This is a genomic window from Pseudovibrio sp. M1P-2-3 (genome assembly GCF_031501865.1).
Taxonomy (GTDB): domain Bacteria; phylum Pseudomonadota; class Alphaproteobacteria; order Rhizobiales; family Stappiaceae; genus Pseudovibrio; species Pseudovibrio corallicola.
On record NZ_JARRCW010000001.1, the window covers coordinates 3,253,761 to 3,277,722 of the forward strand.

Below are 23,962 nucleotides of genomic sequence, written 5' to 3' on the forward strand. Positions count from 1 at the left end.
AGTGATCTGCGTTTTACAAACAGTTTCGAGAGGTTGTGCACATTGCAAGCACGCGGCCAGCTCCGAAATACCGGTCATTTACGGTAGTAACGTACTGTGGGGCGGTCATTTCCTCTCTTGCCGAATATTGCGCCAAACAAGACGGCGAGCACGGCAAAGAAAGCAATCGTCACAATAAGGCTGGCGATGGCTCCAAAGATGAAGAAGATCCCGACGCATAGAAAAAGAGTAAACACGATCGCAATCGCTCTGGTGATAATGCTCTCCAGCATGACTTTCCCTCTCAAAAGGCCGAATTACTCGGCCTATTAGGCACTAATTATTTTTATATGGTACTGCGACGCACTGACCGCAACCACCCATCCATCAGTTTTGAGGATAGAATAACGGGTCGGAAACTTCAAACATTGGTACTGGAGGAGAGCTATCTCCTCTCGAACTCACGCCACCCTATGTCTTTTCAGGTGTTCCAGAATTTTTTGGTAGTTATCTTCCCCTTGAGCGCCGGTAACTAGGTGTTGGTGGTCGAAGATCATGGCCGGGACGCCGGAGATCCCCTGAGAGGTCCAGTGGTTTGCTTTTTCGCGCACTTCTTCTGCATTCTCGCCGCCCTCCAGCATGGCCAGCGCTGCGGCGCGGTTCAAGCCGATGTTCTGGGCAATGTCCCCGAGAGTATCCTTATTGGAGATATTCTCCCCGTTGGAGAAGTAGGCTTCAAACAGAGCCAGCTTGGTCTCGTGGCCTTTTCCCTGTTCTTCGGCCCAGCTGATGAGCTGATGGGCGCGGAATGTGTTCCACATGCGCTGTTCATCGGTGAAGTTGAAGGCAAACCCCAGTTCCTGCCCCAGTTGGGCCAGTCGCTCGCGTATCATCTTGGAATCGTCTCGGCTCGTGCCATATTTGGCGGCAAGGTGTTCGCGCAGGTTTTCCCCTTCCTCCACCATATTCGGGTTCAGCTCGAATGGATGCCACACCACATGAAGAGAAGTGCCGGCTCGTTTGGCAGCCTTTTCCAGCTGGTAGTAGCCAATAACGCACCAAGGGCAAACCACATCTGACACAATATCGACGCGCATGGCTCCAGTGGACTCACTCATAGGCCTCTTATCCTCTCAATTAAATCGTTAAAGCCGACTATCGCCTTTGGGCGGCGGTGTCCAGCTACCGTCGGAGCGCTCGCCCCCCTCCGCGCGGTCTGAACGCATCAGGTCAACCAAAGTACTGTAATGTTCGCGCACAGTTTCAATGTAACTTTTTGAAACTCCTTTGGTATTCCACTCATCACGCAACTGCTCAAGAGAAGTCTTATCGTGGGCTTTGAAGGTGCTGCGCGCGCGCTCTGCCTTGTAGGGGTGATATCCCAAACTAATCAGAGCTTTACGCCCCATAGAAAGGGAAGACTCAAATGTTTCCCGCTCTATTTCATGGGCCCCCGCATTTTCCAGCTCGTACACATGGTGGCGGTCGTGGGCACGGGCGAAAATGGTGACATGCGGGTACGTGGCGGCCACATGACGAACCAACTCGTTTTGCTTTTCCCGATCATCAAGCGCTGCAATGAAAAGCTGAGCTTTATCCATACCAGCGGCATGCAACAGGTTTGGCCGCATGGCGTCCCCATAGTAGGCGCGAAACCCGATGCGCTGGAGAATTTCGATGGTTTTAGGGTCGTGATCCAGCATGGTGACCCGATGGCCATTTGAAATGAGCAGCCGCGAGACAATCTGCCCAAAACGGCCCATGCCCGCAATAACCGTGCGTCCCTGCTCCTCTATGGTATCATCGGTTCTATCTGGCCCTGTAATTGAGCGTGGGGCCAAGATCTTTTCGTAGATGATAAACAGGGCGGGCGTCAAAACCATGGAGAGCGCCACAACCAGCATCATGAGCTTTACGGTTTCTTCTGGAAGTACTCCCGCACCCAGTGCTAAACCGAACAGAACAAAAGCAAACTCTCCGGCCTGTGCCAAGCCAAGAGCAAACAACCAGCGGTCAGCACCTTTCAAGTTGAAGACGGTGCCCAGTGCAAACAAAAAGCCCGCTTTGAGCGCCATCAATCCGGCTGCCAGACCCACCAGCATAAACGGTTTGTCAAACAGAAGATGGAAATCCACTCCAGCGCCTACGGTGATGAAAAACAGGCCCAGCAGTAGCCCTTTGAATGGCTCTATATCCGTTTCCAGTTCGTGCCGGTATTCATTGTCGGAGAGCACAACCCCCGCCAGAAAAGTGCCAAGAGCCGGGGAAAGACCCACATAGTCCATCAAAAGAGTAATACCGGTGACCAGCAATAGAGCCGCTGCGGTAAAGATTTCCCGCAGCTTTGCCTCGGCAATAAAGCGGAACATGGGCCGAATGAGTGTGCGCCCCACAAAAATAATGGCGGCAATAACCGCCAGAACACACAGGGCCTGTGCCCAGTTCGGCAATTGCTCGAAGGTTGTCGGGCCACCAGATGTTACATCCGGAGCAGCTGCATGGGCCGCAAACCATGAGCTTTCCAGAGGGGCGAAAGCGTACCAGTTCAACAGCGGCGAGATTTCCATAGAAAGCAGTGGCATTAATGCCAGCATGGGGATGACCGCAATATCCTGCGTGAGCAACACAGAAAAAGAGCTTTGGCCACCCGACGTGCTCATCCACCCTTTTTCAGTAAGCGTTTGCAGCACGATGGCCGTGGAAGACAGGGCTAAAATCATGCCCAGCGCCAACGACTGCTGCCATGTAAACCCGAACACAAGTGCAACAACGGCAAACAGGAGCGTTGTTCCCAGCACCTGCAAACCGCCAAGGCCCAAGAGCTGGGCCCGCATTCGCCATAATATAGCCGGTTGCAGCTCGAGCCCTACAAGGAACAGCATCATAATCACACCCAGCTCTGCAAAATGCTGTAGCTGGATGGTTTCTTTGCCAACAATTCCCAAAATAGGGCCGATAACGATCCCGGCAATTAGGTAGCCCAAAACAGAGCCAAGGCCGAGCCGGTTCGCAATGGGAACTGCGATGACAGCGGCCGCAAGATAAACAAACCCGGCAGCAAGAAATTCCATCAGCCACTCTCCTGCACGCAAGCGGCCTGCTTTGCAGCCAACTTATTCAAGGTTAAAGCTTTTTGAGCCCTCTTAAGATCAAGCGTATCATCGCGCAGCCCTTCAAGGAGGCTCTTCCAGTTGGCCAGATGCTCTTTGTCCCGCCCCTCCTTCACGGCTTTTCCCGCAGCAAAAATTGCAAACGGGGCAAGAAATCGCATGCGGCACAGATCTGCAGTTTTTTCAAATGGCATCAGGAAAGTGCGCAAATGCGCCCCATTTGCCCCGCTTGGCGTGTATGCTTCACAGCTGGCGCCGCAGGAAACGGCGTTAAATATCACCTTATCATCCAAAGAGTGCCCGCTCTGGCCAAATGCAAAGCCATATTGCAAAACAAGATCCTGCCACTCTCGAACGATGGAGGGCGCTGAGTACCAGAAAAGAGGATGGAGGAATACGATCGCGTCATGATCACCCAAGCGCTTTTTTTCCCTCAAAACATCAATATTAAAAGTTGGATACTCCGCATAAAGGTCCACACAGGTTATGCCTGAAATGGTTTGAGCAAGAGAAAAAAGTGGCCCGCAGATTTCTGAGCGATCCAGACGCGGATGGGCCAAGTAAACAATCGTTTTCACGCTATATCTCCAATGGTGCATAGATATTTGCCCATGTACCTGCCTCATTTCAAGGATTTGGCCCACCGCAAACGTGGAACCGCTAGAATTTTTGCAGCAAAACCTTTCCGCTAGCTAGTTTGCCCTAAACAATCCTGCCTCGCAGCCCCATTGTACCCAGTTTTCCTGCTTTCAAAATAAAGTTGGACCAAGGAATACTAAAAATTCTCAAGGACGCCTTGTTGGTGGGAGTGAGAAAAGTTTACGAGGTAGAGGTCAGGTCATAAAAACCAGTACATTCCCATCCAACAAAAACATGTGTCCCTTAGTTTTCCATGCGGATGGAGGGCCTGCTGACTGACCACGGGGCCAGATCTATCAGCGGAGATTCATCCAGAACCAGCCGTTTCAAGCTTTCACCAATAACCGGCGCAAACTTGTAGGCCTGTCCGGCCCCATGACTGAAAAGAGTCACCCGTTCACTCAGCTTATCCAGTACAAAGCCCACATCCGGGCTCATGGTATAAGGGTTCAGGTGCACATCTGTACGCTCAAGAATGCCGTCGAGAAAATCAAAAACAAAGCGGTCCATGGTCGCCAGAAGGTCTGGAGGCACGCTTAGAGGGCGTGTTTCATCAAAGTCTGGCGTCCTTAAAGAGGCGGGCGCCCAGTCGATGCCAACCTTGATCCGTTTGGCACCATCCTCGCCTGTATCCAGACAGGGGAAACCATAGTAAAGGCCCTGATCTATATCGTCTTTGTCTTTTTTTTGAAAACAAAACCACTGCGGGTAGTCTTGCGCACGGGCAGGATCTACCGAGTAGTGCGCCCAAAGCATGTGCCAGATCTCCAAGTGCAAGCGATGTCCCATACTTTCCACAAACCTGCGGGACCAAGGGCCCGCGGCCAGAATGCACTGACCTGCCAGAATGTGGGTTCCATCGGAAAAAGTAACTTCAACCAGCTCTTTCTCACGAACATCCTGAACTTTACAACCACAGCGGATTTCATGACCGCTTTTCACAACACCATCACTCCAGAAGTCCAGAGTGTTTTTTGCAAGAATAGTTCCAGCTGTAGGCTCAAATAGGCCCCACCATTGCGGTTTTGTGCGAAGGGGCCACCGTTCGCTCAGCTTGGCGGAGCTTAGCTCCTCAAATTGGATGCCTTGTTCCTGCATCACTTCTTTGGCACGGGCAATGCTGCCTTCGATGGTTTCCTCACCCCAATCTTCACCATAGAAGACCAATCCGTGTTCCTGTCTTAAGGGCTGGCGGGCTTCGTCTTCGAGTTTCGCCCATAGTTCATTGGAGATTTTGGCGACAGAGCAATAGTAGGGGTCGGAATACATCTGCCGATACATGCGGCTGAGGCCCACACTGCTGCCCCACTTGTTGCCGCAGTCATACTGCTCGCAGACCAGAAGGGACTTGACGCTATGGCGCAGCGCATAGGCGCTGCTCAAGCCCGCCATGCCACCACCAATGACAACCACATCAAAGTAGTCACTCATTTTAATGCCTCATACACCCAGTAGGAAATGTTTTCCGATAGGGCTGAACTGCAAGTTGAAGTATGCGAGCTTGCGAAAGCACTCCTCGGAGACACTATTGGATATAAACTCATAAATGTCTTCGGGGGGGGCCTCGTGCCATGCAGTTTTATTATAGAACTCAATAGAATCCGCGATGACAGCACCGGCACTTGCGATACCCTCATCAAAAATCAAGGTTCCCTTCTCTTCCAGAATTTCCTTTGCAGTGGGCCTGAATGGCAAGTTCGCCACGCAAACAATCGCTTTGGCGCTAAGTTTTTCAGCTATTTCTGCTGTCATCACATGGGAGCCAGAGGCCAGCACTACGATATCCCATGGCATATTCACCCAGCTCTGGGCATCTGCCAGATTAACAACTCCCTCCAGATCTCCTCTAGCTGTAATTTTATCATACACAAAGACATGATCTCCAGATGCTGCCAGATCCGAGGCAACACGGGAACCAACGGCCCCTGCCCCATGAACAAAGATCTTTGCGCAGGACGTATCTAGAAAAGACTTGGCAGTACGTACAGCTCCATAAGCACCTGCCGCTGTGGCGGCTGCATAATGGACACCTGAACCAACAGCCGCCAGAACATACGGGGTATCTTCAAAGAGCTTTTGAACCTGTGCCTCGCCATAGTTCAAATCCGCTCCGGTGTAAAAATCTCCATGTCGGCGGTTCAGCTCTTCGGCCACAGTTTGGGTAACTTCTTCAAGGGTATCCGGGCATACATACGCCACGTTGGCCACAATTTTACCACCTCGAAACCCAGTCTTATAGAGACGGTGTTTCACGGTCATACGTTCGGCAAGTTGGCGGGCTTCTTCCAAAGCCTGCCCGTCATAATCGTAGGAAAGAACTCGTAGTCCTCCATTTGCTGGAAGCTGTCCGTCTGCCGCACTGGCAAAGTGAACCGAACCACAAGACATGTTGAGGGTTTGGACATTAACTTCAGACATTACTCTGTCCTTTCAAGAGAGTAATTCGGTTTTAAAGACGTTCTAAATGGATGTAGTTGTGAGTGTAATCCATACTGAAACGCTTCGGATCTTGGGAAATGCGCTTTTGTAGGCGCGTAAAGAAATGATCCACGACACTGGGGTTGCCACCCGTTTTCAAGACAGCTTCCAAAAATGAATGTCGGCTCCAGCTGCGGATGGTCTTCATCAAACCCTCTGCAAAAGAATCCACATCGCCGTCATAATCAAACTGGGTCCGGTAGGGACAAGGTGTCGTTCTCGTTGAAAGGGAATGAACTTTCCAGTTTTCCATCTGGTGAGGCAGGCTGAGAACCTGCTGAACCTCTTTGCCTGTTTTATAATAGTTTTGAATAAGTGCGTATTCAAAGGTTTCCAGTGTAATCAGCTTGTCGTTAAACAGCTCCTCCCAGAGACTGTAGAGCGTATCAAACATATCTAAATCTGTGCCATTACTTCCCAGAAAGTCTCCGGCCATGCCTTCCGCCAGATCCACCATAATCAGATGACCTCCCCTGCGAAATTCGAAGGCGCGTAGGGCAAGAAGATGGTCGAAATCCTCAAGTGCCTGTGTTCTGAACTGGTCTCGAATGTCTCCCTCAACCTTGTTTGCATGCAAATGGCCGATCGCACGGCACGGGACTTGTGAAAGCCAGTGCATGGTTGTTGCCGCTAGAGCGATATCAACACTGCCCTTGCGCGCCACATTAAAGTAGAAGCTGGATGGCTGAATGAAGACACTGAGATTTTCGAACTCCGCTCGCAATACATCCAAATTTCGAGCAAGCGTATTGAAATCATTCAGAGGAAGGTCATTGGCGGTATAATGGAGTAGCGCGCCATCCAGCCTCTGAAATACCTTTTTGAAGTAGTCCATGGAGGTGCCCCCATCGGCAGCTCCATAATTTAAAATCTCATAGGACGGGCGCGCGGACAACTTGGAAAGAGCGTGGTCCATAAGATGCCAGCTTTTATTTAGGGCAGATTGCGCCCCCATAGTATCCAGAGAGTAATTTTCCGTCATATGTATAGTCATTGACGCGGACCACAGATTTCGTTTACATCACAACAAGTATATGCGACGTAAAGGTAAGCTATTCAACCGCATCAAAATTAAATAAAATTAACTAACTATTTTCGACTAAAGTTAAAACAAGAAAGGGACAAATCGACTAGATTGGCAAAGACACCATCTTGAAGTTTTTATACTGAAACTTTGAAAAATGGTGCCCGGAGGCGGACTCGAACCACCGACACGCGGATTTTCAATCCGCTGCTCTACCACCTGAGCTATCCGGGCACTTTATCGGTTGGCGGTTTGTACCGCCCCGTTGAAGTGAGCGTCTTATAAGAACTGGCTTGGCCGCTGTCCAGACTGCAATTGCGCTTTTCAACAACTGAGCTAAATAATTTTATTGAAGCCCCAGAAAGTAAAGCATTTCAGTTTATTGACTGGGAGCAGCAAGCCTTCCCATCTAAAAATTACTAGCTTGTATAAGCTAAAGCCAACCGAGCGCACAAGACACTGAAAAAACTAAGCTCGTTGTGTACACATATCGCCATCAATAGAAGCATAAATTAGCTTTCTATCATCATTAACATGCAAGTCATCATCGTCGCCAACACGCTCTAGAATAAACCCAGTTCTGGTCCACCTCCAAGTGACGCTTAAACCATGCTCCACACTCCAGTCAGCATTGCCAACCAGACTTAAAAAAATTTCTCCAGCATCATCGGTATATACATTTACTGCACTGGAGTGAACAGCATTCACGATCCTTGTGTCACTCCATTCGCGATCAATTTTTTGCCGAATATTGGGGTGATCTATGCTAAGTATGTCTATACATTGAGCCCGTAAATGCGGAACCACTTGCACAAAATAATCGGTCGTCATGTTACCAAAGGCACGTAAGGCCTCAGCTATTGCCTTGATATCAACCACCCAGATCGCAGTCATCCATACCTCGACGTCCTTTTGGTGGAAGGGTTCAGAAATTGACAATTTAATATTTTCGTAAAAGTCTTCTCCCGTGTCTTTCCATTCTGTTAATGCAGATTCAATAGTTTCTATATTGAAGGATGAGTTCATGAATTGTCTCCCAAATAAAAAAGCGGGCCACAGCGGCCCGCTCTTTCATACCATTAAGTATAATGCTTGTTAGTTGACGGCTTTGATGCGACCGTCGAGGTATGGAGTGTAGGCAGCGTCCTGAGCTTTCAGGTAGTCAGCCAGAACAGCGTCAAGGCTTGGACCGTAGTCGTAAGCGTTTTGACCGTGCTTGGAGAACACCTTGTAGCCGTCACCACCACCGCGCATGTAGTTGTTGGTAGCAACATGGTAGGTTTTCTCGGCGTCGATCGGCGTACCGTCTGCCAGAGTTACGGAGACAACGCGCTCGCCCGCTGGTTTGCTTGGGTCATATTCGACCTTAAGGCCACCGACCTGAGGGAACCGGCCTGCGCCTTCTTCAACCTTGGAGAAGCCGTTTTCCAGAGCTTCTACAACGTACTGTCCCTGCAGCTGGAAAGTGGACAGGGTGTTCAGGAACGGCAGAACCGTCAGAACTTCACCCATTGTCACATCACCACCATCGATGGAAGCACGAAGGCCGCCGCCGTTCAGGATCACAATGGATGTGCCGTTGTCTTTTGTCGCCGCCAGAACAGCGTCAGTGACAAGGTTACCCATTTCACACTCTTTAGCGCGGCAGGACTTGCGGTCACCATCAACAGGAGCAGCTGTTTTACCAACGATCTCGTTGCGGATTTCGTCCAACGGAGCTGCCATTTCGGCAACGCGGGCTTTAAGCTCTGCGTTTTCAGCAATCTTGCCGTCCATAACAATAGGCTCGCCAACAGCTTCTACAATGTCACCGCTGTCGTCAAACTTCACGTTCAACTCACCAAGGAACTTGCCGTAGGCATAAGCCTGAACGACGGCGGTTTTGCTGCCATCAGGACCATCAACCCAAGTCGGGTAAGGACCTTTTGCTTTTTCAGAGGTGTTGGACAGGAATGTGTTGGTGTGGCCACCCACAATCACGTCAACGCCCGGCACAGCCGCTGCGATTTCTTTGTCCACGTCATAACCTGAGTGGGACAAAACAACGATCTTGTTCACGCCTTCAGCCTGAAGCTTTTTAACTTCAGCTTTGGCAGCGGCAATAGGATCGGAAAATGTCACATCTTTACCCGGGCTTGCCAGCTCGGCAGTGTCCGCAGGTGTCAGACCGATGAGGCCAACTTTTTCGCCGTCAATTTCCATCACCTTGGACGGAATAAGCTTGCCAGCAAGATGGCTGTCTTTGGAATAATCAGCGTTTGCCAGCAGAACCGGGAATTCCACTTTATCCATGAAGCCACGCAGAACTTCCGGACCATCGTCAAACTCGTGGTTACCAACAGTCATGGCATCATAGCCAAGCGCGTTCATGAACTCGGCAGCTGCTGCACCTTTATAGTGGGTGTAGAACAGAGTTCCCTGGAACTGGTCACCACCAGACACAAGGATAGAGTTCTTCGCAGCGTCGCGGCGATCTTTAATTGCTGTTTCCAGACGGGCAGAACCACCGAAACACTCACCCTTGGCGTTCTTCTCCTCAGAACAGCCGGAGTCGTATTTGTTGATTGGTTCGATCCGAGAATGGAAATCGTTGGTATGAAGGATTGTTAGATCGAAGTCTGCAAATGCTGGCGCAGAAAAACTTGTTGCCATTGCAAGAGCGGATGCACAAAACATGAGTCTGTTAAGGCGTGGTGTCATAAGAAAGTCCCCGAGATACTAAGCTGCGACAGCCACCCCCCTAGTGAATAGCTGCCCTGCTAAATGTACTAGCATCTGCACATTCGCCCATAAGAAAGCCCGAGACAAGGTACAAACTGAAAAATTTTGTGCCCAGTAAATATTTCTCTACATCCTATATACGTAATAGGCGCAACACCTGCAGAAAACCGTGGATCACTGGAGAAAGTGGTTGGATTCACCCTCATTTCCATCAATGCTCATAGGTTCCTCATCCTCCGCAGGGATCGCATAACTCCCTGATAACCAGCGGTTTAAATCTACACTTTTGCATCTTTTAGAGCAAAAAGGAGAATGGGAGGCTGTAGCAGGCTGCTTACAAATGGGGCAGCTTTCTTGTTTACTGGAAGACATTTCCTGCAGACTCTTTGATTTATCCGTCATGTTTTCCTCCATAAAAATAAACGGCCAGCCTATGGGAGTAGCATAGCAACTCCCACGGAAATAACAGGCCTAATGGTCCTGTGCCGACACCTGTAACTCTGAATTTTAGAAAAATTAAGCCGTTTCGCCTTCAGCCGACTGCACGGGAATACCCATAGAGGCCCACCCCTCCTGCACGGGATACCCCAATCCGGCAAGCAGATTTGCAGTTTCTAGCAATGGTAAACCCACAACATTGGAGTAGGAACCAATTAACCGTGCAATGAAACTGCCAGCCAACCCCTGAATAGCATAGCCACCAGCTTTTCCGCGCCACTCGCCAGAGGCAAGGTAATTACGCGTATCATTGGAGGACAGACGCCGGAAGCGCACCCGGGTTTCTATGAGCTTGGTGCGCACTAACCCTTCGGCGGTATTGACTGAAACGCCCGTATACACTTTGTGCACACGGCCAGAGAGCAGATCCAGACAAGCGCTCGCCTGCTGCCGGGTTTCTGCCTTTGGCAGCACTCTACGACCAACGGCCACCACGGTATCTGCACCAAGAACAATAGCTGCCGCCCGAGACGGGTCTTTTTCCACCATCGCCCTTGCAGCCGCCGCTTTTTCACGGGCAAGCCGCTGCGCCAGTGCACGTGGGCTTTCAGCCCGTGTCTGGCTTTCATCAATATTTGCGGGCAACAGAAAATCAGGCTCCACACCAATTTGATGTAGGAGTGCCAAGCGGCGCGGTGACGCCGAAGCCAGAATCAATGGAAGTTTATCACCCATATTTCCCCCGTTTTGAATGCGAAATCGCAAGGAACCTGCTGCCCTGTCTACACCGCTTACTTGTAACGGTAAGTGATGCGGCCCTTGGTCAGATCATACGGTGTCATTTCCACCAGAACTTTATCGCCCGCAAGTACACGAATGCGGTTCTTACGCATACGACCGGCAGTGTGAGCAATAATTTCATGATCATTTTCCAATTTCACGCGAAACGTAGCATTGGGAAGGAGTTCGGTAACAACACCTGGAAACTCCAACATTTCTTCTTTAGCCATATGAATTCCTGATAGCTTTCTACAATTTTGGCGGAACCTAGCGGATAACACACCGAAAGGAAACCATTGCCTGTGCAAAGACGTGCGCATCTGGCGCAGTTTTACTCTTTAATTCTCGTATTTAACAGCCCGAAGCGGATAAAACGCCAGTTTTTAACGAGTGTATAACCCACTCGTTACCTTTGAGTATATTATTACAATGGTTTGAATTTCGCACCCACCCTAAAGGGCCTGCAAAATCACGGGTTATGGTGAGGGCTCCATAAGGTCAATAATGCGTTTTCGCAGGGAATCTCTCACCTGCCGGTAAGAATCCAGAATTTGAGTCCGGCTGCCGAACACCAAAGTGGGGTCCAGAGTGGGCCAGTAGACAATGTCCACATGCTGGGTTCTTGTCAGCTCCAATGCCATATGGTGCGCTTCCGGCGTCAACGTGATGATCAGGTCAAACCCACCCTCTTGCAAATCATCGTAGGTTTTGGGGTGATGCGCTTCCATCGAGATCCCGATTTCATCCATAACAGAATCAACAAAGGGGTCTCGCACTCCCGCAAACACACCGCATGAACGCACATAAACGCTCTTTGGAAACAACTGCCCCATCAACGCCTCCGCCATAGGAGAGCGGACGGCATTCATTCTGCAAATAAAGAGAACTGCACTCGGCGGCGCCACGGGTCCATCCATAGGGCCTACCCGGTTAACCTCAGCGAACAAATCAGGGTAAACAAACGCCTTGCTGTCTGGTGGTCCACGTGGATCTTTCCTTTGAGGCGTTCTTCAAGCGTACGTGCGCCTTCATCATGCACGCCGCGCCGTCCCATATCAATAGCCTCGATCTGGGTTGGTGAGGCTGTGCGGATCGCTTCAAAGTAACTATCACAAATCATGAAGTAATCTTTGATGATCCTACGGAAAGGAGTCGTGGAAAGGATATGCGTGGTCACCTCGGTTCCGCACTCGTCTCTTATCATGAAAACAAGTTTTTTCTTGATAAGAGACAAGTCCAGCCGGTATGGACCACACTCGGCACCAACGGGAGAAAATCGGTTATCTTCAACAAGATCAAAGATAGCGACCTTCCGCTCCCTCTCAACGTCTTTATTGGCACGCATGATAGAATCGGGGTCTAGAATTACCTCGAACAGGCGCTCATAATCGTCTTCCTGTTCTACCTGTGTGCCGCTGGAAGCAGATTCACCCATAGTCCCGCGCTTCTAACAATCCCAACTTATTGGCTCGATCGATTTAGCCTAATGGCAATCGATTTTCCGTGTGCGTGCAAGCCCTCACTTTCAGCAAGGCTAATGGCTGCTGGCCCAATTTGAGCCAAATTATCCATATTGCAACGCAACACAGAAGTGCGTTTTACAAAATCTAGAGTAGATAAGCCAGAGGAAAATTTCGCTGAACGGGCTGTAGGCAGAACATGATTAGAGCCCCCTACATAATCGCCAACCGCTTCCGGGGTATAGCGCCCCATAAAAACAGCCCCCGCATTACGCATCAAGGGCAGCAAGGCGTCGGGATCTTCTACTGCAAGTTCAAGGTGTTCTGGAGCAAACCGGTTGGAGAGCGCCATCGCATCCTCCAAACTTGGGACCGTGATAATTGCACCATAACCCTCCCAGGAGCGCCCCGCCACATCCGCTCTCGGCAAAGTTGTCAGCTGGCGTTTTACGGCTTCATCCACATCTTTTGCCATTTGAGCACTGTCAGTAATGAGAATTGATTGGGCAACCGGATCGTGTTCAGCTTGCGAAAGGAGATCCACCGCCACCCAATCAGGGTTGTTCTGCCCGTCTGCAACAACGAGAATTTCGGAAGGACCAGCGATCATATCAATTCCAACCGTACCGAACACACGGCGCTTGGCGGCTGAAACCCACGCATTACCGGGGCCAACGATCTTTGAAACCGGATTGATTGATTGCGTACCATAGGCCAGCGCTGCAACGGCTTGCGCACCGCCAATACGGTAAATCTCTGAAACACCTGCCATTTTTGCAGCTGCCAGAACCAGCGGGTTCAAAACCCCGTCTGGGCTCGGCACCACCATGACAATGCGCTCAACACCAGCAACCTTGGCAGGCACCACATTCATGAGAACTGACGATGGATAGCTTGCCAGACCACCTGGAACATAAACCCCGACCGCTTCAATCGCCGTCCAGATGGAGCCCAGCTCGACACCAATGGAATCCGTATAGCGGCTACTTTCAGGCAGCTGTTTGAGGTGGTGGGAGCGTATCCGGTCACAGGCCAGTTGCAATGCAGCAAGTGTTTCTTCGGAAATTGAGGCAACTGCCTCTTCAATTTCCCTTTCACTCACTCTCAGCTCATCCATGGAGGCGGCGTCAAGGCGGTCGAATTTCTTCGTGTATTCCAGCACAGCCGCATCGCCGCGCGTACGCACTTCATGCAAGATATCGCGAACAACATGGTCAACATCATCTGAGACTTCCCGTTTACTGGAAAGCAAGCGGTTGATTTCCTCTTCAAAATTTTCTTGCTCGAAGGATATTTTAACGGCCACGATGTTTATTTCCCAATACTCTTCAGACTTTGCAACCTGTCTGCGAACCTAACTCTAATCAACCTGATGGTGCGGTTTGTTTTCGGTTGCCCAGGCAGCACCCAAATCTGTCAATTGCACCTCAAGGCACTCTACACTCGCTGCAATAGCAGCTCCACCCGAGAACTCCAAGATCAAACGTCCGGCAGGCTCGTTTTCGCTTTCAAAGCGCACAGCCAGCAAAGATAAAACCACATCTTTCCGGTTCATGTTGATTTTCTTGGCCTGCACGCCCTGCACACGGGCAAGGGCAAGGACAGTGCGGCGGCGCTCGTTCTGCCCTTTTCCCTCTTTCGAGGCTTCCCAGACAAACCGGTTCATGGAAATGAGAAGTTGCTGTTCTTGAGGCAGGTACTGGATTTCACCCACCTTCAAAACGGCATCCTGAACCATTGCGGACACAACATTCAGGTCTTCCAGATCCATGGCGACCAGCTTCATATGCATATCTTTATACCCCTTCAAAGGTAAGGGGACATGCGCTTTGTGCGCAGCCCCCTACCCGAAATCAAATCATCGCCTGTTGCATTCCTACTGGACTGCTTAGGCGGAAATACGTTCAATGACAGCGCCGCACGCAGACAATTTGTCTTCAAGGCGCTCAAACCCGCGATCAAGGTGATAAACACGGCTGACTTCGGTTTCGCCTTCGGCAGCCAAGCCGGCAATAACCAGCGACACAGAAGCTCGCAGGTCCGTTGCCATCACTTGAGCACCGTGAAGCTGATCCACACCGTTAACGGTCGCCATCTGGCCATCCAGTGTAATATCCGCACCAAGGCGAGCCAGTTCCTGCACATGCATGAAACGGTTTTCAAAAATAGTTTCTGTAATGCGGCTTTTACCCTTGGCTTTGGTCATTAAAGCCATAAACTGGGCCTGAAGGTCTGTTGGGAAGCCGGGAAACGGGTCGGTGACCACGTCAACGGCTTCAATGCCATTGCCATTGCGGAAAATCTTGAGGCCCGCGCTGGTTTCTGTAATTTCCAGACCTGTTTGACTGAGGGTCGTCAAAGCGGATTGCAGCAAATCAGCCCGCGCACCTTCCAGAACCACTTCGCCCCCTGTCATGGCCACGGCCATGGCATAGGTGCCGGTTTCAATACGATCGGGCACAACAGGATGGCGGTGCTCACCCAAACCTTCAACGCCTTGAATATAAAGCGTATCAGAGCCGATACCTTCAATTTTCGCGCCCATACCCACCAGACAGTTGGCCAAATCGGCAACTTCCGGCTCGCGCGCGGCATTTTCAATAACGGTTTCCCCTTTGGCCAGAGTTGCAGCCATCAGCACCGTGTGGGTTGCCCCAACGGAGACTTTCGGGAACGTGACCCGCCCGCCCTTCAAGCCGCCATGCGCCTTGGCCACCACGTAGCCGCGATCAATGTCGATTTCAGCGCCCAGAGCTTTCAGGCCCTGTACGAAAAAGTCCACAGGCCGTGTGCCAATTGCACAGCCACCGGGAAGCGAAACGCGCGCTTCATGCATTCTGGCAAGCAAAGGGCCGATGACCCAGAAGCTTGCCCGCATTTTGGAAACAAGGTCATAGGGAGCGGTTGTATCTACAATATCGGAAGCACGCAGATGCAGTGTCTGGCCTGTGAGGAGGTTCTGCCCCTGCCGTTTACCGTCCACCGAGTAATCAACCCCGTGGTTTGACAGGATCTGCATAAGCTGGGCAACATCACGCAACCGTGGAACGTTTTCCAAAGTGAGCGTACCCTCGCTTAAGAGGGATGCAATCATCAATGGCAGTGCAGCATTTTTTGCACCAGAGATGGGAATTGTCCCATTAAGCTGGTTTCCGCCCACTATGCGAATTTTGTCCATATGTTTATATTTCCCCGAAATAGAAAGTCAGCCGAGCACACTGACCATTTGATTTGTCCCTTAACACTTTGCCTAATGATGATTCAAGGCGAAGCTATGGCACAAACACCGGCTTTCCTGTTCAAATTCCCCTGAAAGCCTGCCCAGTGAATGGTCTTGTGTCTATTTCTTTCAACTTGGGAGTTGAAAACACAATGGCCTTCAGAGCAACCCTTCCCGACCAAGGGTCAAAGGAAAAACCACTCCTATTAATAATAGGGGCAAGCCCTAAAAAACTAATTGAAATCTGCCCCCCAACTCTCTTATCCCTGTTAACCTCGCGCCCTTTCCCTACTCTGACGGTGATTGGGATTTCTTGACCGCTTGTTTACGCCGCCGCAGATTGGCCCTCAAAGCCTGTGCCAGACGGTCCTCCCGAGTTTCTTTTACCTTGCTTTTTTCACCAGCTGTTTTTTGCTGGTCTTTGTTCTGGTCGCTCACAATTATTGCCTCCGAACCCTATTTTCCTGAGATAACCTTATTTTTAAAGGTCCTTCCCTACAATTTCTAGAGGACCGGGACTCTAGGATTTTTCGTAAATCCATGAGTTTCCACATAATTGGAAAAAATGCACTTGCACCCTCGCAGAGGTTATGGCAAAAGCCTCCTCGTCCGGCGGGGATGCCCCACGGACTGAAGAAAATCGATCCTATTGATTTTCAACGACAATGTGAAGTTCACTTCACACGATGCTGCGGTAGCTCAGTGGTAGAGCGCACCCTTGGTAAGGGTGAGGTCGGGAGTTCAATCCTCCCTCGCAGCACCATTCTTCCCTTAAAATATAAAATTTCCTAAAATACTATTTCGTATTTACACGCTTTTGTTTGCACATACTTCAAACTCCATAAAATAAACATAAACCCCAATACTTCCCCCTAAGAGGTCCTTAATATCAAGTGCGCTTTGCATTTGCATTTTTGTAGGTTTCTCCGCATTTTGCAAAGGGCCCGGCTTTCTTACATGCCGGAAAGCTCCTGTTAATCAAGAAAATGGAAACTCCAATGGTTGCTATTTTTGTTGTTGCTTTGCTCGCCCTTGCTGGTGCCACTTTTTATTCCATTGTTATTCTGATGTTCATTCTCAGCGCTCGTGACCTTGCGACTGTGAGGGGAGACACTTTAAAGACCAGGGATTATGTGGAGGCCATCTTCTGGCCCATTACACTTCTTGTCAGTCTTGCAGACGATCTTCTGTCCCGTAAATCCAGAAAAGAGATCCTTGATCTCAGCCCTCAGGAAAATCTAGACACGGAACAAAACGAATCAAAAGCTATTAAATTTGGAAAAACTTACAAAGGCACCCTGTTTGTGGACCAAAACAGGTAGGCAACACAGCCCATACTAGTGATCGCATTTAGGCAGTTCCACTCATGGTATAGATGACAATGAAACACTGTGAATTCCGCAGTGGTCTATCCGGTTTTCAGCTCTTTACGCCTTTACAGACCTCAAAACGGCTGCAAATCTCTTCTTGTATTTAGGTGTCACTCAATCTCCAAGTGAGATGAATTGCACCCGATGGACAGGAGAAAACGGGGGGCACATCTACCGGTTTTCCGTCCTGTAACCAGACCTTACTACAAATGCTGCTGGAGGTATCAGATGGATCAGGTAATAAGAAAAGACGAAGCAGGCCTGGAGACTCACGGCCCGTTTTCCGAAGCCGAACTGTCTCTTTTAAACTACCAAATGGAAGAAAACGAATTTGCTTCGCTCATCCGCCTCGTTACGTCCCTCCCCTCTGAAAAGTGGAGTGCAGCTAAGGAAGCAATAAAGAAAGCTGCAGGCGCCTCTTAGTAACTTCCTCAGGGCGAAGTATCTTAAAGAAAACTCCACATCCCCCGCGCGCTCCCCCCCGATCCTTTAGAGAGGGGCTGCATTTGCCAGCATTTATTAACATTTGAAGAAATTCTTTGGACAATATTGCAGGGCGACTAAATAGTGCAGAGAACTTGGGGGATGAATTCAAGCTCTGCTTTTTTTCGCCCTATTATTCTTGTTGCCCGTCAACACGATGCGTAACTGGACGTTAACCCAACCCAATTTCGTCATATTTGGGTATTTATTTCCAGAGCGCATTAACTTTGGCAGAACAACACTCAGCTGCCGATAAGCTGTGCCTTTATTTTTACGCGATAAACACAAAACTCTGGCACCTTAGGGCTGGCCTATGGTAAGGGGAGACGCTGTTATACAAGAATGTAATGTTGCGTCAAAATGACCTGCGACAGGCTGGCTCTAATCAGATAAGGTTGGAATATCTCTAATATTTATCGCCGATAAGGGATACTCGATGGATTACCAAAACATCTTCAGTGATGCCATCGCTTCACTGAAAGACGAAAAACGGTATCGTATTTTTGCGGATTTAGAACGAATTGCAGGGCGCTACCCACACGCAATCTGGCGCCCAAATAACGCTGCATGGCCACAAAATGACGCTGAACGCGAGATCGTAGTTTGGTGTTCGAACGACTACCTTGGAATGGGGCAACACCCCACTGTTACGACGGCCTTAACTGAAACTGTTCAGAAAATGGGTGCCGGAGCTGGCGGGACACGCAATATTTCCGGAACCAACCGGCCTTTGGTGGAGCTGGAAGCCGAGCTTGCCGATCTTCATGGTAAAGAAGGCGCGCTGGTCTTTACATCCGGTTACGTTTCTAACGAGGCTGCAATTTCTACAATTGCAAAGCTGCTGCCTGACTGCCTTATCCTTTCCGACCAGTTGAACCACGCCTCCATGATTGCAGGTGTACGTGGCTCTGGTTGTGCCAAAAAGATCTGGCGTCATAACGATTTGGACCACCTTGAGAGCTTGCTCAAAGAGGCTGGCAACGACCGCGCAAAACTCATTTGCTTTGAATCCGTTTATTCCATGGACGGTGATGTGGCGCCGATCGAAAAGATCGCTGATCTGGCTGAAAAGTACAATGCCATGACCTATCTGGACGAAGTACATGCAGTTGGCATGTATGGTCCTCGTGGCGGTGGTATTAGTGAGCGTGACAATGTGATGGACCGCATTGATGTAATCGAGGGCACTCTGGCAAAAGCCTACGGTGTTCTAGGTGGTTATATCACCGCAAGTCAGGCTCTAATTGATGCTGTACGCTCTTATGCGCCGGGCTTCATTTTCACCACCGCAATTCCTCCGGGTCTGGCAGCTGCGGCGAAAGCCTCAATTCGCCACCTGAAGGAATCCCAGATCGAGCGCGATGCCCAGCAGGAGCAAGCTGCTAAAACCAAACAGGTTCTCAAATCTGCAGGCTTGCCGGTTATGCCGTCTGACACGCATATTATTCCAATTCTGGTAGCAGATCCTGATCTGTGCAAACAGGCAACCGATCTTTTGCTTGAAAAGCACGGTATCTACATTCAGCCCATTAACTACCCAACCGTTCCACGGGGAACTGAGCGCCTGCGCATTACTCCCGGTCCAGCCCACAATGATGCATTGATCCTGCAATTGCGCGATGCTCTTGTGAGTGTTTGGCAGGAGCTGGGTATCACAAAGGCGAATGACAGCGAGCTGGATGCTGCAAGTGCTAGTGACAATGCACAGGTGTTGCACCACGCCTCAGGCGGTTAAAGAACAGTTCTAAGCCATCAAGCACTTCAAACGTGTTTTGGAAAATATTGAAAGGCCGGAGATTAAATCCGGCCTTTTTTGTGTCTGGACTGTTACACCAGTTCCTTTGACTGGTTGAACTTCTCCATAAAACCACGTTGTCCTTCACCAGCCCATGTCTCGCCCCAGGATAACAAGGTATCCAGTGGCATGGGGCCTGAGAAATAATAGCCTTGCAGCATATCAACACCGCAATCACGAGCGGATAAGGCCTGCTCCAAAGTCTCGACGCCTTCCGCAACAACACGGGTGCCTGTTTCCTTTGCAAGGGACGCGGTGGCACTCAAAATAGCCTGTCGCCGCGTATCCCCTTGAATATTCTCCACAAAGCACCTGTCAATCTTGATCGTGTCTATGGGGAGCTCTGCCAGACGGGCCAGCCCCGAATAGCATGTCCCAAAATCATCAAGGGCGAAACGGATTCCGGCTTTGCTGAGCTTCTCTATCTGCTGCAGGCCAGCGTCTGCATCGCCAAGGCACTGAGTTTCTGTCAGTTCCAACTCCAGAATGTCTGGTGCCAAATCAAACCGTTCCAGCGTTGTAAGAACAGTTTCCGAAAAGTTCGTGGCCATAAGCTCACCGATGGATACATTCACGGCAATTCGAGTGGACTTGAAGGTTTCCCTAATAACCTTGGCATCCGCGCACACTTTTTCAAGAACAATAGCTCCGAGCTGCTCCATCCGCTCAGACCCCTCCAAAAGAGGCAAAAAATCCGAGGGGCCGATAATTTGTGTCTTTGTGCGAGGCCACCGGACCAGCGCTTCAACTCCGCAGACCTGCCCGGTGGAACCTCGAACCAGTGGCTGATAGAAAACACAGAATTGTTTGGCCTCCAATGCAGCGTCCAGCTCCTGTAGGCGTGCCATCTGGCTTGCGTTATGGCGTAGGTTCAAATCCGACTTGGAGATTGATGCCGTGCTTCCGGTGAATTTGGTCAGGGACAGTGCCACCTGCGCTTTTTGCAAGAGCTCGGAAAAGCACTCGTTTGCTTTAGCAAGGCTTACAGCCTCGGCCTTTGCCCGCCCGACCCGAGGCTCCAGTTGAAGCTCTGGATACTCCGAGGCCAACGCCAGCTTAAGAGAGTGTAACAGGTTTTTGGGAAGTGCATGGAGGGCCTCTCGTCCCGCCCCATCAAAGACAAGCAAAAGAAACTCATGGGTCACGGGGCGGGCGACATACGCGATTGCAGAGTGCTTTTCACTCAATGACGACATGGTTCCATGCAACTGATCCGGTTGCGTTGCCATGTTCTGAAAGCCGAGCTGCTCCAGCTGTTCGCCTATCACCCGCGCGGCGCTGCCAAGAACACCCTCTATATTCTCATAGGAGTAGCCAGTGGCTCCTTGAAGTCCTTCAAACAAATCCAGAGCAATGAGATGGCACTCCCCTTTATAGCCGTCAAACTCTGCAAGCAGCTTCTTTCCTGTCGCGAAAAACAGGGCAGGTTCCATAAGTCCTGTCTTTTCGTCTACCGACAGTTTACGCAGGGCCTCGTGTTGCTCTGACCGGAAACGGGCAACAAGGTTATTGAGGCCCTGCCTCGCTTCTTCCAGATTGCGGCTGGACCCCCTGATCCTTTGAAAGAAGGTAAACTCATTCTCTTCATCCCCGGAACGTGCAAAGGCTTTCAGGGCTGCCCGATCTTTCAGACCCGCGAAACAGGCAACACTGCCGGACACAATAGCAAGGCCGCCAAGCCACATCAGGACTTCATCATTCAAGACAACCAGTGGCGAGAGGAAAAAATAACAGAAGAACGCGAGAGTGGCTGGTGCAATAAACCCAGAAAGAAACAGCCGCAGCAGCATGTTCCACCCGCGCGCCTGCACTTGTTTCACGTTCTGGTTTTCTTGCAATTTCACGAAGGCCCCACACGCTAAATAATTGCGTTGTTATTCGCGATACTAGAGGAGAGTGCAACTACAAAACCAGCTAGAAAACTGTTTGACGATTTCAAACTGAATAAAAGACACCGATGATTATTTATAGGTGTTCAAGTGACGCAATGACATGCAACCTTACATATACGTAATGTTAAATAGGTCCGTTCAGCCTGTTAATTGTTGGGCTCGCTCCTGTTCTTCGGCAGTGGCAAATCACCATCATCCAGAATACGCCATTTCGCCCCTTCAAGGTCATCGTACTGCCCACTCTTCAAGGACCAAAGGAATGCACCAAGCCCCGCGCCCCCAAGCAAAAGGGCCACAGGAATGAGATAAACAAGAATTTCCATAAAACCTACTCCGACTTGGTTGCGTTCAAAGGCACAGTTTTGCGAACACGGCCAAGCGATACTTTAAGACGGATTGCGTTCAGTGTCACAAGAATAGACGAACCTGACATGGCAAGAGCTGCCAGAAGCGGGGTTACAAACCCAAGAACCGCCACGGGAACCGCGAAGAAGTTATAGATCGCGGATATCCAGAGGTTTTGTTTCATCAACCCGTGGGCTTTTCTTGAAATCATGAGTGCTTCATGCACGGGATAGAGGCTGTCTCCCAGAAAAATGGCATCGGACGCGGCCTGACTGATATGCACAGCCGAAACGGGAGACAGAGAGACACTAGCAGCCGCCAGCGCTGGCGCGTCATTCAAGCCATCCCCAACCATCAAGACCGTCTTACCTTCACTTCTCAGTTGCTCCACCACGGCAATTTTGTCCTGTGGCTTCAATCCTGCCTGCCAGTGCTCAATTGAAAGTTCCTCGGCCACCTGCTGAACCGCACTGTCGCGATCTCCCGAAAGAATTTGTAGGCTTAAGCCACGCCTTTGAAGCTTTTCTATGACCTCGCTTGCGTCTTGTCGCAGGTGTTGTCCAATTGGGAATAAAGCGGGCTCGGCGCTTCCCCTTGCAAAAGCAATAAAAGAGGCCTGAGGGTACTGGAGGCGGGCCTGCTCCAGCCTGTTGCTCTCCACACCACAAAACTCGGGAGACCCGAGACGAAGCTCGTGACCATCTACCTTGGCTAGCACCCCCTGCCCCGCCAGCTCCTGCGCCTCTTCAATAGGCTTAACCGCCTCGCAAGCTTTTGCTAAAGCCTCGGATAAGGGGTGGGAAGAAGATAAGGCGAGCCGCGCAGCCAATTCCAAGTACTCCCTGTCAATGCCGGAGGTGCCGACAAGGGTTGGCTCTGGCAGCGTCAAAGTGCCGGTCTTGTCAAAAATAACAGTATCCACTGCCGCCAAGCGCTCAATGGCGTCCCCCGAATTCAGTAGGATACGGCTGGAAAAAAACTGCCCGCTCGCCACCACCTGAACCACCGGAATGGCAAGACCAAGGGCGCAAGGGCAGGTGATAATGAGAACCGAGATGGCAATAACAAGGGAATCCTGCCAGCTGGAGCCAAGAGCAAACCAGCCGAGGAAGGTAAGCAGAGCCGCAGTGTGAACCACCGGTGCATAAAGGCGTGATGCACGGTCGGCCATCTGTACATATTTCGAACGCCCTTCAAGAGCGGTTTCCAAAAGCTTATTGACTTCGTCAAGAAGCGTGCCCTTGGTCGCGGCCCGTACCGTGATCACTAAAGTGCCGGAGGTATTTGTTGTGCCAGCGTAAACCAGATCCCCCGCACTGACTTCCTGAAGAGCGGTCTCGCCTGTAACCAGACTTTGGTCCAGCTCAGATGTCCCACTGAAAATTACACCGTCCACGGAGATGCGATCTCCGGGCCGTACCAAGACTTTGTCGCCTGCCTCCAGCTTGGACAGGGGCACTTCTATGGTAGAGCCGTCGGGCATAAGGCGGGCGGCACTTTCTGCTTTCAAGACAGCTATATTTTCAGCAAACTTACGCGTCTTGCGTCGCATAATGTGCTCCAGATAGCGGCCCGCCAGCAAAAAGAACAACAGCATGACGGCACTGTCGAAGTAGGCATCCTTGGCATGCTGAATGGTTTGCACTAAGGACAGGCCGGTTGCCAGAAGAACCCCGATAGAAATCGGCACATCCATATTGAGGCGGCGTATCGAAATAGCCTTTATGGCGCTACGGAAAAACGGTCTGCCCGCATAAGCCACAGTCGGCAATGCGATGAGAGCGGAAATCCAGTGAAAGAACGCGCGCGTTTCCATATCGATGTCGGATTGGTTGCCAGACCACACTGAGATGGACAGCAACATAACATTCATTGCAGCAAAACCTGATATGGCAAGGGAGCGCAATAACTCCTTACCGACCGCGTCTCCGCGCTCTTTGACCTGCGCGGGGTCAAATGGATAGGCTTTATACCCAAGAGACTCCAAGCGCTCCACAAGGACGTCAGGATCCTGCGCTTCGCTCTCCCAGTCCACCGACAAGCGATGGCTGGAGAGGTTTACGCGGGCGCGTTCGACACCTTCCAGCTTATGCAGGCTATTTTCAATTTCATACATGCACGCAGCGCACGTAATTCCGTCTACAGCCAAGTCCATTGTGGAATGGCCATCATCCTTCACCGTAATGAAGGCGTCCCAATCTCGGCTATGGGCATTCATTGGCTGTTCC

Annotated in this window: 24 protein-coding genes and 2 tRNA genes; 4 read left to right on the top strand and 22 right to left on the bottom strand. The window is 50.6% G+C overall.

All coding sequences use genetic code 11. From position 1 onward, the window contains the following. Positions 1-74 precede the first annotated feature (74 nt). The 19 genes from P6574_RS14200 to P6574_RS14290 all read right to left on the bottom strand — a co-directional run bounded on the left by P6574_RS14200 (position 75) and on the right by P6574_RS14290 (position 16,287). On the bottom strand, positions 75-272 hold the full coding sequence (locus P6574_RS14200) for a hypothetical protein (protein WP_310620926.1): 198 nt from the start codon (positions 270-272) through the stop codon (positions 75-77). 168 nt (positions 273-440) lie between these two features. Continuing rightward, on the bottom strand, positions 441-1,097 hold the full coding sequence (locus P6574_RS14205) for a DsbA family oxidoreductase (RefSeq protein WP_310620927.1): 657 nt from the start codon (positions 1,095-1,097) through the stop codon (positions 441-443). 27 nt (positions 1,098-1,124) lie between these two features. Next, the gene (locus tag P6574_RS14210; protein ID WP_310620928.1) at positions 1,125-3,050 is read right to left on the bottom strand and encodes a monovalent cation:proton antiporter-2 (CPA2) family protein; all 1,926 of its coding nucleotides are present in this window, start codon (positions 3,048-3,050) and stop codon (positions 1,125-1,127) included. Next, positions 3,050-3,667: an NAD(P)H-dependent oxidoreductase gene (locus P6574_RS14215; protein ID WP_310620929.1), complete on the bottom strand. Its 618-nt coding sequence runs from the start codon at positions 3,665-3,667 to the stop codon at positions 3,050-3,052. The genes P6574_RS14210 and P6574_RS14215 overlap by 1 nt, the downstream gene beginning before the upstream one ends. Positions 3,668-3,971: 304 nt before the next feature. Further along, positions 3,972-5,159: an FAD-dependent oxidoreductase gene (locus P6574_RS14220; RefSeq protein WP_310620930.1), complete on the bottom strand. Its 1,188-nt coding sequence runs from the start codon at positions 5,157-5,159 to the stop codon at positions 3,972-3,974. A gap of 9 nt (positions 5,160-5,168) precedes the next feature. After that, positions 5,169-6,146, bottom strand: a complete 978-nt coding sequence (locus P6574_RS14225) for a Rossmann-fold NAD(P)-binding domain-containing protein (protein WP_310620931.1) — start codon at positions 6,144-6,146, stop codon at positions 5,169-5,171. A gap of 31 nt (positions 6,147-6,177) precedes the next feature. Further along, on the bottom strand, positions 6,178-7,188 hold the full coding sequence (locus P6574_RS14230) for a class I SAM-dependent methyltransferase (RefSeq protein WP_310620932.1): 1,011 nt from the start codon (positions 7,186-7,188) through the stop codon (positions 6,178-6,180). 200 nt (positions 7,189-7,388) lie between these two features. Beyond that, positions 7,389-7,464 (bottom strand) — tRNA-Phe (locus P6574_RS14235). Between the two features lie 234 nt (positions 7,465-7,698). Continuing rightward, positions 7,699-8,256 (bottom strand): DUF6985 domain-containing protein, encoded by a 558-nt coding sequence (locus tag P6574_RS14240; RefSeq protein ID WP_310620933.1) that lies wholly within the window; start codon positions 8,254-8,256, stop codon positions 7,699-7,701. Between the two features lie 69 nt (positions 8,257-8,325). Continuing rightward, a complete protein-coding gene (locus tag P6574_RS14245) occupies positions 8,326-9,930 on the bottom strand; it encodes a bifunctional metallophosphatase/5'-nucleotidase (protein WP_310620934.1) in 1,605 nt (534 codons plus the stop codon). A gap of 195 nt (positions 9,931-10,125) precedes the next feature. Then, positions 10,126-10,353 carry a DNA gyrase inhibitor YacG gene (gene yacG, locus P6574_RS14250; protein WP_405048104.1) on the bottom strand — a complete coding sequence of 76 codons (228 nt, stop codon included), beginning with the start codon at positions 10,351-10,353 and terminating at the stop codon, positions 10,126-10,128. Between the two features lie 114 nt (positions 10,354-10,467). Beyond that, positions 10,468-11,124 (bottom strand): Maf family nucleotide pyrophosphatase, encoded by a 657-nt coding sequence (locus tag P6574_RS14255; protein ID WP_310620936.1) that lies wholly within the window; start codon positions 11,122-11,124, stop codon positions 10,468-10,470. 56 nt (positions 11,125-11,180) lie between these two features. Continuing rightward, a complete protein-coding gene (gene infA, locus P6574_RS14260; RefSeq protein WP_310620937.1) occupies positions 11,181-11,399 on the bottom strand; it encodes a translation initiation factor IF-1 in 219 nt (72 codons plus the stop codon). Positions 11,400-11,645: 246 nt separating this feature from the next. Then, complete coding sequence (locus P6574_RS14265; RefSeq protein WP_310620938.1) at positions 11,646-12,086, bottom strand: arsenate-mycothiol transferase ArsC; 441 nt, start codon at positions 12,084-12,086, stop codon at positions 11,646-11,648. 5 nt (positions 12,087-12,091) lie between these two features. Beyond that, a complete protein-coding gene (locus P6574_RS14270) occupies positions 12,092-12,604 on the bottom strand; it encodes a UPF0262 family protein (protein ID WP_310620939.1) in 513 nt (170 codons plus the stop codon). 26 nt (positions 12,605-12,630) lie between these two features. Beyond that, the gene (hisD, locus tag P6574_RS14275) at positions 12,631-13,935 is read right to left on the bottom strand and encodes a histidinol dehydrogenase (protein ID WP_310620940.1); all 1,305 of its coding nucleotides are present in this window, start codon (positions 13,933-13,935) and stop codon (positions 12,631-12,633) included. A 54-nt stretch (positions 13,936-13,989) separates the two neighbouring features. Then, on the bottom strand, positions 13,990-14,421 hold the full coding sequence (locus P6574_RS14280; protein ID WP_310620941.1) for a DUF2948 family protein: 432 nt from the start codon (positions 14,419-14,421) through the stop codon (positions 13,990-13,992). Between the two features lie 96 nt (positions 14,422-14,517). Beyond that, positions 14,518-15,807, bottom strand: coding sequence for a UDP-N-acetylglucosamine 1-carboxyvinyltransferase (gene murA / locus P6574_RS14285; protein ID WP_310620942.1), 1,290 nt, complete (start codon positions 15,805-15,807; stop codon positions 14,518-14,520). Positions 15,808-16,137: 330 nt separating this feature from the next. Then, positions 16,138-16,287, bottom strand: a complete 150-nt coding sequence (locus P6574_RS14290) for a hypothetical protein (protein ID WP_310620943.1) — start codon at positions 16,285-16,287, stop codon at positions 16,138-16,140. A 250-nt stretch (positions 16,288-16,537) separates the two neighbouring features. Here P6574_RS14290 and P6574_RS14295 point away from each other — a divergent pair. The 4 genes from P6574_RS14295 (at position 16,538) to hemA (ending at position 19,437) form a co-directional block, all read left to right on the top strand. Beyond that, a tRNA-Thr gene (locus P6574_RS14295) sits at positions 16,538-16,612 on the top strand. Between the two features lie 235 nt (positions 16,613-16,847). Beyond that, a complete protein-coding gene (locus tag P6574_RS14300; protein ID WP_310620944.1) occupies positions 16,848-17,171 on the top strand; it encodes a hypothetical protein in 324 nt (107 codons plus the stop codon). 276 nt (positions 17,172-17,447) lie between these two features. After that, positions 17,448-17,642, top strand: a complete 195-nt coding sequence (locus P6574_RS14305) for a hypothetical protein (protein WP_310620945.1) — start codon at positions 17,448-17,450, stop codon at positions 17,640-17,642. A gap of 496 nt (positions 17,643-18,138) precedes the next feature. Further along, entirely contained in the window at positions 18,139-19,437 is a 1,299-nt protein-coding gene (hemA, locus tag P6574_RS14310) for a 5-aminolevulinate synthase (RefSeq protein WP_310620946.1), read from the top strand. A gap of 92 nt (positions 19,438-19,529) precedes the next feature. On the opposite strand, the gene P6574_RS14315 is transcribed toward hemA, so the two are convergent. From P6574_RS14315 to P6574_RS14325, 3 genes are all read right to left on the bottom strand, one after another. Next, complete coding sequence (locus P6574_RS14315; RefSeq protein WP_310620947.1) at positions 19,530-21,341, bottom strand: EAL domain-containing protein; 1,812 nt, start codon at positions 21,339-21,341, stop codon at positions 19,530-19,532. Between the two features lie 194 nt (positions 21,342-21,535). After that, positions 21,536-21,712, bottom strand: coding sequence for a cbb3-type cytochrome oxidase assembly protein CcoS (gene ccoS, locus P6574_RS14320; RefSeq protein ID WP_310620948.1), 177 nt, complete (start codon positions 21,710-21,712; stop codon positions 21,536-21,538). A gap of 5 nt (positions 21,713-21,717) precedes the next feature. Continuing rightward, positions 21,718-23,952: a cation-translocating P-type ATPase gene (locus tag P6574_RS14325; protein WP_310620949.1), complete on the bottom strand. Its 2,235-nt coding sequence runs from the start codon at positions 23,950-23,952 to the stop codon at positions 21,718-21,720. Positions 23,953-23,962: the final 10 nt, after the last annotated feature.

Coding starts and splice junctions, on each gene's coding strand:
- P6574_RS14210 (WP_310620928.1), bottom strand. CDS start 3,050: ATGGAATTTCTTGCTGCCGGGTTTGTTTATCTTGCGGCCGCTGTCATC.
- P6574_RS14240 (WP_310620933.1), bottom strand. CDS start 8,256: ATGAACTCATCCTTCAATATAGAAACTATTGAATCTGCATTAACAGAA.
- P6574_RS14220 (WP_310620930.1), bottom strand. CDS start 5,159: ATGAGTGACTACTTTGATGTGGTTGTCATTGGTGGTGGCATGGCGGGC.
- P6574_RS14300 (WP_310620944.1), top strand. CDS start 16,848: ATGGTTGCTATTTTTGTTGTTGCTTTGCTCGCCCTTGCTGGTGCCACT.
- infA (WP_310620937.1), bottom strand. CDS start 11,399: ATGGCTAAAGAAGAAATGTTGGAGTTTCCAGGTGTTGTTACCGAACTC.
- P6574_RS14265 (WP_310620938.1), bottom strand. CDS start 12,086: ATGGATGGACCCGTGGCGCCGCCGAGTGCAGTTCTCTTTATTTGCAGA.
- P6574_RS14205 (WP_310620927.1), bottom strand. CDS start 1,097: ATGAGTGAGTCCACTGGAGCCATGCGCGTCGATATTGTGTCAGATGTG.
- P6574_RS14225 (WP_310620931.1), bottom strand. CDS start 6,146: ATGTCTGAAGTTAATGTCCAAACCCTCAACATGTCTTGTGGTTCGGTT.
- P6574_RS14280 (WP_310620941.1), bottom strand. CDS start 14,421: ATGCATATGAAGCTGGTCGCCATGGATCTGGAAGACCTGAATGTTGTG.
- P6574_RS14255 (WP_310620936.1), bottom strand. CDS start 11,124: ATGGGTGATAAACTTCCATTGATTCTGGCTTCGGCGTCACCGCGCCGC.
- P6574_RS14270 (WP_310620939.1), bottom strand. CDS start 12,604: ATGGGTGAATCTGCTTCCAGCGGCACACAGGTAGAACAGGAAGACGAT.
- yacG (WP_405048104.1), bottom strand. CDS start 10,353: ATGACGGATAAATCAAAGAGTCTGCAGGAAATGTCTTCCAGTAAACAA.
- ccoS (WP_310620948.1), bottom strand. CDS start 21,712: ATGGAAATTCTTGTTTATCTCATTCCTGTGGCCCTTTTGCTTGGGGGC.
- P6574_RS14245 (WP_310620934.1), bottom strand. CDS start 9,930: ATGACACCACGCCTTAACAGACTCATGTTTTGTGCATCCGCTCTTGCA.
- P6574_RS14325 (WP_310620949.1), bottom strand. CDS start 23,952: ATGAATGCCCATAGCCGAGATTGGGACGCCTTCATTACGGTGAAGGAT.
- P6574_RS14230 (WP_310620932.1), bottom strand. CDS start 7,188: ATGACGGAAAATTACTCTCTGGATACTATGGGGGCGCAATCTGCCCTA.
- P6574_RS14305 (WP_310620945.1), top strand. CDS start 17,448: ATGGATCAGGTAATAAGAAAAGACGAAGCAGGCCTGGAGACTCACGGC.
- hemA (WP_310620946.1), top strand. CDS start 18,139: ATGGATTACCAAAACATCTTCAGTGATGCCATCGCTTCACTGAAAGAC.
- P6574_RS14200 (WP_310620926.1), bottom strand. CDS start 272: ATGCTGGAGAGCATTATCACCAGAGCGATTGCGATCGTGTTTACTCTT.
- murA (WP_310620942.1), bottom strand. CDS start 15,807: ATGGACAAAATTCGCATAGTGGGCGGAAACCAGCTTAATGGGACAATT.